Annotated in this window: 10 protein-coding genes and 1 tRNA gene; 8 read left to right on the top strand and 3 right to left on the bottom strand. The window is 56.0% G+C overall.

Annotated elements, in window-relative coordinates:
- The first annotated feature begins 125 nt into the window (after positions 1–125).
- Positions 126–5,507 carry a beta strand repeat-containing protein gene (locus C4S59_RS00170; protein WP_103908463.1) on the top strand — a complete coding sequence of 1,794 codons (5,382 nt, stop codon included), beginning with the start codon at positions 126–128 and terminating at the stop codon, positions 5,505–5,507.
- A 162-nt stretch (positions 5,508–5,669) separates the two neighbouring features.
- Here C4S59_RS00170 and C4S59_RS00165 read toward each other — a convergent pair.
- A tRNA-Cys gene (locus C4S59_RS00165) sits at positions 5,670–5,743 on the bottom strand.
- 134 nt (positions 5,744–5,877) lie between these two features.
- Here C4S59_RS00165 and C4S59_RS00160 point away from each other — a divergent pair.
- From C4S59_RS00160 to C4S59_RS00140, 5 genes are all read left to right on the top strand, one after another.
- The gene (locus C4S59_RS00160) at positions 5,878–6,195 is read left to right on the top strand and encodes a DUF883 family protein (RefSeq protein ID WP_160006686.1); all 318 of its coding nucleotides are present in this window, start codon (positions 5,878–5,880) and stop codon (positions 6,193–6,195) included.
- 1 nt (position 6,196) lies between these two features.
- Positions 6,197–6,550: a phage holin family protein gene (locus C4S59_RS00155; RefSeq protein WP_103908461.1), complete on the top strand. Its 354-nt coding sequence runs from the start codon at positions 6,197–6,199 to the stop codon at positions 6,548–6,550.
- Between the two features lie 160 nt (positions 6,551–6,710).
- The gene (locus C4S59_RS00150; protein WP_103908460.1) at positions 6,711–7,364 is read left to right on the top strand and encodes a protein-L-isoaspartate O-methyltransferase family protein; all 654 of its coding nucleotides are present in this window, start codon (positions 6,711–6,713) and stop codon (positions 7,362–7,364) included.
- A 60-nt stretch (positions 7,365–7,424) separates the two neighbouring features.
- The gene (locus C4S59_RS00145) at positions 7,425–8,828 is read left to right on the top strand and encodes a TolC family outer membrane protein (protein ID WP_103908459.1); all 1,404 of its coding nucleotides are present in this window, start codon (positions 7,425–7,427) and stop codon (positions 8,826–8,828) included.
- A 71-nt stretch (positions 8,829–8,899) separates the two neighbouring features.
- Positions 8,900–10,024 carry a hypothetical protein gene (locus C4S59_RS00140; protein ID WP_103908458.1) on the top strand — a complete coding sequence of 375 codons (1,125 nt, stop codon included), beginning with the start codon at positions 8,900–8,902 and terminating at the stop codon, positions 10,022–10,024.
- 84 nt (positions 10,025–10,108) lie between these two features.
- Here the strand turns inward: C4S59_RS00140 and C4S59_RS00135 are convergent, their stop codons facing one another.
- On the bottom strand, positions 10,109–10,429 hold the full coding sequence (locus C4S59_RS00135) for a DUF6280 family protein (RefSeq protein WP_103908457.1): 321 nt from the start codon (positions 10,427–10,429) through the stop codon (positions 10,109–10,111).
- A 216-nt stretch (positions 10,430–10,645) separates the two neighbouring features.
- Here C4S59_RS00135 and efp point away from each other — a divergent pair, with 216 nt between their 5' ends.
- Together efp and C4S59_RS00125 are read left to right on the top strand one after the other, a co-directional pair.
- Positions 10,646–11,209 (top strand): elongation factor P, encoded by a 564-nt coding sequence (gene efp / locus C4S59_RS00130; RefSeq protein ID WP_103908456.1) that lies wholly within the window; start codon positions 10,646–10,648, stop codon positions 11,207–11,209.
- Between the two features lie 84 nt (positions 11,210–11,293).
- Entirely contained in the window at positions 11,294–11,770 is a 477-nt protein-coding gene (locus tag C4S59_RS00125; protein ID WP_160006683.1) for a GNAT family N-acetyltransferase, read from the top strand.
- A 2-nt stretch (positions 11,771–11,772) separates the two neighbouring features.
- Here C4S59_RS00125 and ygfZ read toward each other — a convergent pair whose 3' ends face one another.
- Positions 11,773–12,513: a CAF17-like 4Fe-4S cluster assembly/insertion protein YgfZ gene (gene ygfZ / locus C4S59_RS00120; protein ID WP_103908454.1), complete on the bottom strand. Its 741-nt coding sequence runs from the start codon at positions 12,511–12,513 to the stop codon at positions 11,773–11,775.
- Positions 12,514–12,571: the final 58 nt, after the last annotated feature.

Genomic DNA, 12,571 nt, shown 5'->3' with positions numbered 1-12,571 from the left:
GGGTTGGGTTTCCGCGATAATTTAATCCTGAATATTTTGAATACTTAAAAAACTGCACCTCTCGTCAATACCGTACAGGCAAAGAATGTCGGGCTGTTTTTGAGCAGCGCGTGTGGGGACATATTATGGCTGATTATGATATTACGGACCCTGGTGACAGTACCACGGTCGATGGCGTTATTTTCGAGGACGCCGCAAACATCGGTTCCGGTACAGGGAACTACGATACGTTTCTGGCCTTGAACGACAATGATGGCACGATTGCCGGGTTCAACTCTGACGATAGTGGCTCGATTGATCCGTCGAACTCGAACATGGACGCATCAAAGTCCGAAGCGATCCTCTTGGGGTCGTTGACAACGGTCTGGATCGACGGCGTCGAGTACTACGAAATCCGTCTTGATCTGAACGAAAACAACAAAGAGGGCGAGGCGGCGAAAAGCCAGATCTCGATGGAAGCCTTCAAGATCTACACATCCACCGACGGCACGATCGAAGACCTCGCGACGCTTGAAACCCAGAACCTTATCTACGATCTGGACGGAACAGAAGATAACACGCTGTTCTTGTCCGAAGAGTCCACCGGATCAGGCACCGACGACTACGCGATCTACATCCCCGTCAGCCAGTTCGAGGGTCTCGATCCTGCGACCACGTATTTCTACCTGTACACCGAGATGGGGCGCGAAGAGCCTTGGGAAGAGAACGCGGGTTTTGAAGAATTCAATCAGCAAGAAGCGGGCCTGATCGCAGGCACAAAGTTCGAAGATGAAAACTCGAACGGAATTCAGGACGCGGGTGAAGAGGGCCTGGAGGGGATCGTTATTTACCACGATGCCGACAACGACGGTCAGCTGGACACGTGGGATACGAACCTGAACGGCATCGTTGATGACGGCGAGGTGTTCGACGAATTCAACAACGAACAGTTCGATGTCACTGACGAGAACGGCTACTACACGCTGACCGGTATCGCGACGAGTTCCGAGCCCATTATCATTCGCGAAGAACTGACTGGTGAGAACGCGGATTATATCGCGACGAACTATGATGGCGTGGATGAATTCGGTCCCTATTGGGAAGCTTCGATCACCGATGGCGGTCAACTCGTTACCAAGGACATTGGTAACTTCATTCCCAACCCTTCGATTGTGATCGACAAGGTCGTCATGGACGTTGGCGGCGATGGCGCTGCGGCAGTCGTTGACGAAGCGGATGATCAAATCACCTATCATCTGGTTGTGACCAACGACGGCAATGTCGCCCTGAGCAACGTCACAGTGACAGATCCCCTGACAGGCACCAACTACCTGATCGGCGCGTTAGGTGTGGGTGAAACGGTCACTATCGGTGACGGCGATGACGTTGATGTGGTCTACACCGCAACGCAGGACGATCTTGACGGAAACGGCGGTGGTGACGGCGATATCGACAATACAGCCACTGCGACCGGCGAATACGGGGATGACACAGTTTCGGACAGCGACGACGAGGCTGTCCTGATTGAGCTGGAAGAAGGTATCAACCTGATCAAGACCAGCGATACCGTTACGATCAATGGCGCGACCACGGTCACTTATGACTTTACGCTGACGAACACCGGAAATTACGCGCAGGAAATCACCAGCGTGGTGGATCAGGGGTTCATCATTGGCGACACGTCGGATGATTTCACGTTGTACGACGGCTCGGCCGGTATTGTGGCCGAAGGGGACACCGACGGCGACGGGCTTCTGGATGTCGGCGAAACATGGACGTTCTCGCGCGATGTGGACATCACGCAGGAAATGTTCGACGACAACCTGGGTGGTCTGACCAACATCGCCTGCGCCTACACTCCGGATACGTTCCACTGCGATGGCCACGACATCGACCGCTATAATCTGTCTATCGACAAGGTGGTTTATTCTGTCGATGGCTCGACGTCCCATCTGGTCGTGGACGCGGCTGACGAAGAGGTCATCTACCATATCGATGTGACCAACACGGGTGATCTGGATCTGACGGGTCTACAGGTTATCGACACGATCGCAGACACGGTTGCTTATCTGGAAGAAGTCTCTGGCGATGGCGATGATGTGTTCGAGGCAGGCGAAACATGGCGTTTCGAAGCCTCTTACACCGCCACGCAGGGTGATCTGGATACCAACGGCGACGGCGATGGCACGATTGAAAACATCGCCACAGCCGACACTAACGAAACCGGGGAAGTTTCGGATGACGCGGATGTCCCGATTGAACAGATCGGTGGCATTGCGCTGGATAAGACGTCTGACACGACCTACGTCGCCGGCGCGGCGGATGTGACCTATACCTACACACTCACAAACACCGGCAACTACGCGCAGGCCATCACCAGCGCGATCGACGATAACTTTACGCCAGCCGATGCCTCTGACGACATCACGCTTTATGACGGCACAGGTGCGGTCACGGGCGATAAGGATGGTGACGGCCTTCTGGATGTGGGCGAGGAGTGGAGCTTCTCGACCACGGTATCGATCACGCAAGAGGACTTTGATGCCAACATCGGCGGGCTGACCAACGTCGCCTGCGCGGTGACAGCCGATGGCATCAAGGCGTGCGACGAACACGATCTTAACCGCGCGATCATTGCTATCGACAAGGTTGTGAAAGACATCAATGGCGATGCGGCGAACACGACGGTTCTGAATGCGGGCGATGTGATCAACTATCAGATCACTGTCACCAACACGGGCGAAGAGACGTTGACCAACGTCATCGTCACTGACCCGCTGACGGGCCTGAATGAAAACATCGGCTCGATCGAAGCGGGTGCCAGCGCGACCCTTGATGTCAGCTACACCGTTCAGCAGGCGGATATCGACGGCAATGGCATTGATTATCTCGGTGTGGTCGATGGTGATGGCGACGTGGACAACACCGCCACGGCTGACAGTGACCAGACCGATAAAGTGTCGGATAGCGAAGAGGTCGACATCACCCTGATCGGCGGCATCGATATCGAGAAGACGAGCACGACAACCTATGTCAGCCGTCCTGACGATGGCGGAACCGAGGTTACCTACACGATCACCATCAGCGCGGACGAAGATGCCAATCACGCGCAGGCGATTGCCAGCGTCGTCGATGAAGGCTTTGACGGTGAAGGTGGCTTTGCCGCGACGCTTTACACAAACGGTGACGCGACCAGCGCCGCGATGGGCGATATTGACGAAGACGGCCTGCTGGATATCGGCGAAGAGTGGACGTTCAGCTATACCGCGACCATCACGCAAGAGATGTTTGATGATGGTCTGAACGATCTGACCAACGTCGCCTGCGCGACACCGGTAGAGGGTGAAAAAGTCTGCGACGATCACGATATCGACCGCGCCATTCTGGCCATTGACAAGCAAGTCACGTCGATCAACAACAGCGCGACACAGACAACGGTGCTCGCCGCGGGCGATGTGATCTACTACGACATCATCGTCACCAACACAGGCGAAGTGGCGCTGACAGGCGTGACTGTTGTCGATCCGCTGACCAAGACTGATGTTCTTGTCGGTGACCTTGCGGTCGGCGCCAGCAGCACGGTTCAGGCCAGCTACATTGTTCAGCAGGCGGATATCGACGGCTACGGCGTAGATTATCTGGGTCTGATTGATGGTGATGGCGACGTGGACAACACGGCCACGGCAGACAGTGACCAGACTGATGAAGTGTCAGACAGCGAAGAGGTCGATATTCAGGAACTTCCGGATATCAAGATCGACAAGCTGGTCGTGGATGTCGGTGGCGATGGTACCGGTTTGACCGCTGCCGATGCTGAAGGCGATGTCATTACTTATGGCATAATCGTTACGAACACCGGCAACCAGACACTGACGGACATCGTTGTGACCGATCCTCTGACGGGGCTGAGCTATGCCTATGACGGATCGCTTGCGCCGGACGCATCGTTTACGATTGCGAATGGTCAACTGGACAAGAACGGTGTTGCAGCAGACCTGCAGTACTCCGTGACGCAGGCGGATCTGGACAGCTACGGCGGCGGCGATGGCGACATCGACAACACCGCCACAGCCGTGGGGCAAGCCCGCGCTGTCGAAGTCAGCGATGACGACAGTGAAGAAGTCGATGTCGTTTACGCACCGGACATGGGCATTACCAAAGTCGCGACAATCTACAACGAAGATGGCAGCCTGGACGAAGACCAACGCGCCGAAACGGCTGGCGATTACATCAGCTATTCGTTCGAGGTGTCGAACCTTGGCAATATCACCCTGACCGAGGTCTTGGTTGAGGACGCCACCATCGGCTACTCCACCACCATCGACGCGATTGAGGTTGGCGGCAGCGTAACGTTGGAGCCGATTGAGACGGTGATCGTCACTCAGGCGATGCTGGACGCTCAGGATCCGACCAAGGACGGCCAAGACGATGAGTGCGACTTTGAAAACACCGTCACGGCGACAGCAGTTGAACTTGATGGCAGCGTCTCGGACACCGAATGTTCGAACTTCGACTATGATCCCAATGTCGACATCGAAAAGCTGATCTCGGTCAACGGCGGCGCCTTTGTTGATGCGGACAGCCCGACAGGGCCGGAAGTGGATATCGTGGGTGAGACAGTGACCTTCCGAATTGAAGTCACAAACACCGGCAACATCTCATTGACTGATGTGACCATCGAAGATCTGAAGTACGTCGAAGGCGTCTTCCATTCCGAAGTCACAGTTCCGACGCTGATCGGCCTGACCGACGAAGACGGCGATGGTGAATTCGATGATCTTGCGGTCGGTGCAGTTGCCTACGTCGAATATACCGACGTGCTGACGGCGGACCAGCATCGCAACGACGCGACGGTCACAACCGCAGAAGGTGTCACCGATACCGACAGTGCCCATTACTTCGGTCTGATCAGTGATGGTCCGGGTGTTCGCACACCGGGGGGCTGGGGCAATTCGCCCAAGCTGCAGCTGTATTGGGATGGCATCGAAGGCAACGAACCGCACGTGTCGGATACGGATAACTTCCCGGATCAGGAGCTACTCAGCGCAACAGAGGTCGACGAGGGTATCTTCATCATCGGTGACCATATGAATGGCGGCGACGGTGTATTGGGCGAGGGTGAGTATGCAATTACCCTCAAAGACGCTTGGGCCATTCTTGAGCAAAGTGGTGGTCGCTACGGTTCAAAAGATGCGGATCTCCTGCGTCATGCCATCGCGACCGAACTCAACATGCGGGCAGGGAACGGATACCAGGACACCACACCTGATATTGCGCTCGACAGCCCTGAAGAGTGGCTGGCCGAAGCCATTGAATGGTACGATGTGAATTCAAATGGTCCGATGAAAGGCAAAAACAGCGTCTGGAACCACGAACAGAACGGTATCTCAGCCGGATCCGACATCATGTCTGCGCTGGATGAATACAACAACTTCGGCACCATCGACGAAGTACGTTTCGCCCACGACGCCGACAGCGCAGAGTTCCAAGCCGCCATGCTGAACGTGGATGCCTTCCTGTTCGCCTGAGTTTAACGGTTTAACAAGTGTGATCGGAGCGCCGGAAACGGCGCTCCGTTTTTCTTTTGAAGGCTATGGTGGATAGCGGGATACGACGCAAAAATATGCAGCGTTTGCGTTGTGTATTAGGGGGTGATTTCGAAACAAATCCAAGCGTGTGGGCCGGATTTATGGAGGCGAGTACCGGAATCGAACCGGTGTACACGGATTTGCAATCCGCTGCGTCACCACTCCGCCAACTCGCCGAAGTGGCCTTCCTGTTATGGCGTCGGCGCGGGGGCGTCAAGCGGGTAGTTGTGGATTTCTTGTTTCTTCTTTCGGGAACTTTCCTGCGGGGCCGGCGTTCTTCTTTCAACGAACACATTTGAGGAACGAAAAAATGGCTACTTCGAAAACTGCCCAAACCGAATTTGACAGCCTGAAAGACGATGTGGACGCGCTGCGCTCGGATCTGCGGGATATCATGTCGCTGATCGGCGATATCGGCACCAAGGGTAAGGATGGCGTGAGCGCTGCGGCCAAGGCCCAAGTTGAAGAGGCATCCGTGAAGGCGCGTCAGCAGGCTGAGGTCGCTGCCGAATATGCCGCCAACGTCCGTGATCAGGCCACTGAAACCGTTCGTGAGAAGCCCGGTCTGGCCTTGGGTCTTGCAGTAGGTGCTGGTTTCCTTGCTGGTCTGGTCGTGGGGAAGAAATAACGTGGCTCGGAAAGAGAGCATCGGCGCCCGCATTTCGCGGGCGTTTCGTGCCGCTGGCATTGGGGCAGGGGCCGCGTTGTGCCTGCTTGTGGGCATGGCATTTCTGACTGTCGCGGGCTGGATTGCTCTTGTTGCCGCTTATGGAGCAGCAAAGGCCGCGTTGATCATTGGTCTGGCCTATACCGGCTTTGGGTTAGCGGGGCTTGGGATGGCGTCGGTAATCGCGAAACCGCCAGAGCACGTGCCGCACGACGTGGAACGTACAAGACATTCTGACATTGATTTATACATCCGTCTTCTGGACGGATTTGCTACGGGCATGCAGGCAGGTCGTAAGGCACGCAGACCCCATTAATTTCAGAAAATTTATCCAAAATTGAAGTCCGGCAGGTGACCAATCAGGTCATTGCCGGACTTATTGCCGCTTTGTGCCCAGATTCCGCTTTCGACACGTTGCTGACCGCGTGCATCTGTGTCAAAACCTTAGGAAGCAATCTGAACGGATGAGTTTAGCTATGACTGACTACGCCAGCCGCCGGCAAATGATGGTAGACACGCAAGTGCGCCCGTCTGATGTCACCAAGTTTCCCATTATTTCTGCCATGCTCTCTGTGCCGCGCGAACAGTTCGTGCCGTCAGACAAGGTCGAAGCCGCTTATATCAGCGAGAATGTCGAACTCGGTGGTGGCCGTGTCGTGTTGGAGCCCAGAACATTCGCCAAAATGCTGGATGCGCTGGCGTTTGATGGCTCTGAACTGGTTCTGGATGTGGGCGCGGCCTATGGCTATTCCAGCGCCGTTATCGCCGCGATGGCCGAAGCGGTTGTTGCCGTCGAGGAAGATGAAGACATGGCTGGCGAGAGTGCCGAGCTGCTGTCGTCGGTCAACGCTGACAATGTGATCCCTCATACAGGCCCGCTTGCAGAAGGCGCGACGGATCATGGCCCCTACGACGTTATTATCATCGAAGGTGGCGTAGAAGAGGTGCCGCAGACTTTGACGGACCAGTTGAAAGACGGCGGACGCATCGCATGCCTGTTCATGGAAGACCGTCTGGGCGTTGTCCGGATCGGTTACAAACAGGACGGTCGCGTCACTTGGCGTTTTTCCTTTAACGCAAGTGCGCCGGTCCTGCCGGGCTTTGCGAAAGAGACTGCATTCGCCCTGTAACGGGTATATTTTGTTGTGGGCTAGCATGCCCGTCAGTGATTTTGAAACTGGAGGCGTTTGATGGGACGACGTAACTGGGTGGGGATTTTGCTGGCGGGGTGCACAGCACTGTCCTTTGGTAACGTCGCAAAGGCCGACACGTTGGCTGATGCGCTTGTCGGGGCCTACAATACATCAGGCTTGCTTGAACAAAATCGCGCGGTTTTGCGTGCTGCGGATGAAGACGTGGCGCAAGCCGTGGCTGCCCTGCGTCCTGTCCTGAATTGGTCTGCGGATGTGACCCGTAGTTTTGGTCGTTCGGGAACCACCACAGGGACAGTAGTGGGGTTCGCCGATAACGAGGCCAACATCGGCCTGACGGCCGAACTGACGCTGTACGACTTCGGCGCCACCAAGCTGAACATCGATGCCGCGAAAGAGGCGGTTCTTGCCACGCGAGAAGCTCTTGTCGGGGTCGAACAAGAGGTTCTCTTGCGCGCCGTATCCGCGTTTTTCGAAGTGCGTCGCGCCAGTCAGGATGTGGAACTGCGTCAAAGCAACCTGCGCCTGATCACCCGTGAACTTCGCGCCGCACGGGACCGGTTTGACGTTGGTGAAGTCACCCGCACAGATGTTTCGCTGGCCGAGGCGCGCTTGGCTGCTGCCCGTGCAGCGCTGGCTGCGTCGCAGGGCTCGCTTGCGGTTGCGCAGCAGGAATATGCGGCTGTTGTCGGTCGCAAGCATACCGGCCCGCTTCAGGCCCCGCGGTCCAGGCCGTCGCTGCCCGGTTCTGTTGATCAGGCGATGTCGGTTGCCGTTCGCAATCACCCCGACCTGAAAGCGGCCCAGCATCAGGTCACCGTGGCCGAACTGAATATCGCAATCGCACAGGCCGCGATGAAGCCGACTGTGTCATTGTCCGGGCGTTATGGTCTGAGTGATGATCTGGATAGTGACGCATACACCGCTGGCGGTTCTGTATCGCTAAGTGCGCAGGGCCCGATCTATCAGGGCGGACGTCTGTCATCCTTGGTGCGCCAGTCCATGGCAAACCGTGATCAGCGCCGTGCGATTCTTTTGCAGACCACGACGGCGATTCAGCAGAACGTCGCGAACTCGTATGCGCAACTGGCTGTGGCTCGCGCCGCAATCAGCGCAGGCCAGAATCAGGTGCGTGCGGCCCAGATCGCGTTTGACGGCACACGGGAAGAAGCATCGCTGGGCGCCCGCACCACGCTTGATGTTCTGGACGCTGAACAAGAACTTCTGGATGCGCGCACAACCCTGATTTCTGCAGGCGTTGATGAGTTTATCGCGGCGTATTCGGTGCTGGCTGCTATCGGATCGTTGACGGCTGACAGTCTGAACCTGCCTGTGCAGCGCTATGACCCGAGTGTCTATTACAACCTTGTAAAAGACGCGCCGGTCGCTAGCCAGCAGGGTGAAGACCTGAACCGTGTCCTCCGTGCCCTTGGAAAACAATAGAATTTTTACAATCTGTTGTGCGAATTAAGGTGTCACGCTAAACTCTGGCACAGGGCAGAGTGGTATCAGGCATGTCGAATTCCGTGACGAACGTTGAAATCGAAGACGTTTTGTCGTCTATCCGCCGGTTGGTGTCGGACGACGCTGCGCCGAAACGGGCGCCTGACGCGCAGTCAGATGACGACCGCGCGCAGCAGATGGGGCGTCTTGTTTTGACACCTGCACAGCGCGTGATGGATGACATGCCTCAGGAAGAGGCCGCCGCCGAACCTCAGCCGATCCTTCTGACAGAAGCTTTCAAGCCTTCGGAAGACGTTGAGCATGGCGAACACCAGGCAGAAGATTCCGGCGATCAAGACGTCGCATTTGATGACGAAGGGCAGGCGGATGAACCTGCTGAGGCCAGCGTTATCTCTGATATCATTCAAGAAGAATTGGCCGCCGCGTTAAGCGAGATCGATGCGCAGCGCGGGGACGATTCCGACGAAGAAGACCACAGCGAAGAGTTTGAAAACACCAGCGACTCGGATGAGTGGCTGGAGGACACAGCAGAAACCGAAGCTGCCGAGGTTCTGTTTGAAAACGTCGCGGACGATTCTGCCGAAGAGGAAACCGAGGCCGAGGCCAAGCTTGATGACGCTTGGGAAGACGACGAACCGCAAGACGAGATTTCCATCGAGGATGTTTTGAATGCGCTGCCGTCTCAGGACACCGCTGAGCCAGAGCAGGAAGCGGACGTCACTCCAGAAGACGTCGAGCGCGCGCAAAGCCTTGAGGAAAAAATCGCCGAGTTGGAGGCGATGGTATCGTCCCGCGACTCTGAATGGGCGACCGATATAGAAGATGAAGGCGAAAACGCCGCCTATGAGCGCCAGTTTGGCGAGTCATTGCCATGGGAAGATGCATCGTTTTCTTCGCGCCCCATGGCGGCCTTCGAGAATGCTTCGGTAGAAGAGGCAGCAGCAATGTCTGCCGAACCTATGCCAGAGCCGGAACCGGAGCAGGTGGCCGAGACGGAAGCGCCCTCAGACCCCGAAATGGGCGCTTACATAGACGAAGAGATGTTGCGCAGCATGGTGACGGAAATCGTCCGACAAGAGCTTCAGGGCAAGCTGGGTGAGCGCATCACGCGAAGCGTCCGCAAGCTTGTGCGTCAGGAAATCCACCGCGCTCTGATGAGCCAGGAATTCGAATAAGTTTTAAAAAATTGTAGCGAAAATGAAAAAGCGCGCCCCGATGGGCGCGCTCAAGTGTTTTGGTCGTCTAGTTTAGACAGGGATTTAGGCAGCTTCGGCTTGCTGAGCCGCGTTGCGACGTTCGCTTTCTTCGCGCGACAGCGCAACAGAGGTACGAACACCTTTGGAAACGAATTCCATAAGGCCGCTCACAACACGTTCATTCGGGTCGATGCCCGCGCAAGTCAGCACTTCACGACCGTCACGCGAACGCGCCCAACGCGCGATCTGTTCAGGGCCGTTTCCATACTTCTTGTCGTCGGCAATTGCATCGTCCAGAGCCGCGAGAACCACAGCCGCAAAAAGCTTGCGTGCGCGGTTGCCCTGTTCTGCGTTGAAGGCCGTTCCATCAACGAAATCTCGCATGTTTCGTCCTTTGATTATTGGTCTTGTGTTTTTCGGCGTAAGGGGGCTTATGACCTATTCGGTTTGATTCTGATAGCCTCAAAATGCATACCTGATCTGCAAATAGCGCATAGCTTGCCGCCAGTCATAACCCCATATGCTTTGCTTGCAGCGTTGCTACCGACCAGATATAGGAACGATCAAACTTTCTTCAACCTTTCGACAAGGTTTAAACAAATGGCAAAAATCAACGGTAACGAGATCCGCCCGGGCAACGTTCTTGAACACAATGACGGTCTGTGGGCAGCGGTAAAGGTCGACCACGTGAAACCCGGAAAAGGTGGGGCTTTTGCGCAGGTTGAGATGAAAAATCTCCGCAACGGATCCAAGCTGAACGAACGTTTCCGGTCGGCTGACAAGGTCGAGCGCGTCCGCCTTGAACAGAAGGACATGCAGTTCCTTTTCGAGACTGACGGCCAGCTGACTTTCATGGATACAGAGACCTACGATCAGGTCGAACTGCCGGCAGATATCCTTGGCGATCGTCGCCCTTTCCTGCAGGACGGCATGACAATTGTCGTAGAATTTTACGAAGAAGAAGCGTTGAACGCGACTCTTCCGCAGAAAGTAACCTGCACCGTGGTCGAAACAGAGCCGGTCGTTAAGGGCCAGACAGCGGCAAACAGCTACAAGCCTGCTGTCCTCGACAACGGGATTCGCATCACCGTTCCGCCGTTCATCGCGCAGGACGAAGCGATCATCGTGAACACAGAAACCATGGAATATTCCGAGCGCGCCTAACCGGGGTTCGCGCGCATATCCCCCATTGCTGGGGGCATGCGCATTGAAATCAAAAGCCTCTGGCGGAAGTCAGAGGCTTTTTTAATGAAACAGACCTGTGTTGATATCGCCGAAGAGGCGGACCTTTCGGCAATAGCTGCCATGCTTGCCACATTGAACGACCTGCATGCACGGCAGATTCCTTCCAGATTTCGTAGCGATGTGACTGTCGCCGATCTAGAGGGCTTTCTGCGGGACAAACTCGCGACAGGCGCACAGGCGGTCGTCTACCGGACAGAGGGTGTCGCGCGGGCCTACCTTTTGTGGCTTGTCGACGGCCGGCCTGGCGATGTTTTGCGCCATCCGAGAAAAGTCGCGACTTTGGACCAAATTTATGTTGATCCGATTTGTCGCCGTCGTGGTGTGGCGCGGCGCATGATCCGGTTTTTTGAAATGCAGGCACAGTTGGCTGGTTGTTCGGAATGGGTGGCAACCCACTACGCATTCAACAATGCGTCCCAAAGCCTGTTGCAAGGCGCTGGGGCCGCGTCTGACTTCTACAGGTTGGCCAAACGGCTGTAGGATCAGGAATTGCTCAGCTTAACTGTCGCCTCACCAGCTTTCATATCGCCCGTGGCGCGGTCAAAGCGGAGGTAGGCGATGCCGATGCCATTCGTGTTGGTGTAAAGCGTTCCGACCGGCTTGCCGTCTGCTTCGATTGCGGTGCCGGGCTCGGCGCTGCCGCCAACCTGCACCTGCGCCAGACCTTTTTTCAACTCGGTCTTGTGCTTCATCCGGGCGGTCACCTCTTGGCCCACGTAACAGCCTTTGCGGAAATCAACGCCGTTCAGCCGTTCAAAGCCTGCTTCCAGAATGTAGGTTTCCGGCGTGAGTTCGATGCCTGTCTCGGGCACCACACCAGTGACACGCAGCGAGTCCCAGTCAACGCCTGTGTCGCTTTCGCGGCCATCATAGGCACGCCATCCCAGCGTGGGGTCGCGGGGGTCGGCATATGCACCGTCGGTCACGTCACCCAAACCGCGTGCGACGGTGATATCGGTACGCTCAACCGTCACTTTGGACCTCAGTTTGTACATGGTCAGCGCGCGCTGCAGATCATCGGCATTGGCGCTGGCCACATCCAGCAGCACATCATCACCGTCAGGCAGCAAAAAGAAGTCGCTGCGCAATTTTCCTTGGGGTGTCAGAAGCGCGGCATAGACCATGCCCTGATCCAGTTTGGCGACATCGTTGGTGACCAAGCCTTGCAAGAAATCCCTGACATCTTCGCCGGACAAACGGAAAACAGTTCTGTTCAGGGGCATCGTGACCTCGTTCGCAATTCGCTTGGGTTTTATATCGGGCTGTGCGGTGCCTAAGGCA

Source organism: Thalassococcus halodurans, assembly GCF_900108225.1.
In the GTDB taxonomy this organism is placed as follows: domain Bacteria; phylum Pseudomonadota; class Alphaproteobacteria; order Rhodobacterales; family Rhodobacteraceae; genus Thalassococcus; species Thalassococcus halodurans.
This window is presented reverse-complemented; position numbering and strand designations above follow the sequence as displayed.

Bases quoted from the DNA above. Each gene is read 5' to 3' on its own strand.
- C4S59_RS00170 (WP_103908463.1), top strand. From the start codon at position 126: ATGGCTGATTATGATATTACGGACCCTGGTGACAGTACCACGGTCGAT.
- C4S59_RS00160 (WP_160006686.1), top strand. From the start codon at position 5,878: ATGGCTACTTCGAAAACTGCCCAAACCGAATTTGACAGCCTGAAAGAC.
- C4S59_RS00150 (WP_103908460.1), top strand. From the start codon at position 6,711: ATGACTGACTACGCCAGCCGCCGGCAAATGATGGTAGACACGCAAGTG.
- C4S59_RS00145 (WP_103908459.1), top strand. From the start codon at position 7,425: ATGGGACGACGTAACTGGGTGGGGATTTTGCTGGCGGGGTGCACAGCA.
- C4S59_RS00140 (WP_103908458.1), top strand. From the start codon at position 8,900: ATGTCGAATTCCGTGACGAACGTTGAAATCGAAGACGTTTTGTCGTCT.
- C4S59_RS00135 (WP_103908457.1), bottom strand. From the start codon at position 10,429: ATGCGAGATTTCGTTGATGGAACGGCCTTCAACGCAGAACAGGGCAAC.
- efp (WP_103908456.1), top strand. From the start codon at position 10,646: ATGGCAAAAATCAACGGTAACGAGATCCGCCCGGGCAACGTTCTTGAA.
- C4S59_RS00125 (WP_160006683.1), top strand. From the start codon at position 11,294: ATGAAACAGACCTGTGTTGATATCGCCGAAGAGGCGGACCTTTCGGCA.
- ygfZ (WP_103908454.1), bottom strand. From the start codon at position 12,513: ATGCCCCTGAACAGAACTGTTTTCCGTTTGTCCGGCGAAGATGTCAGG.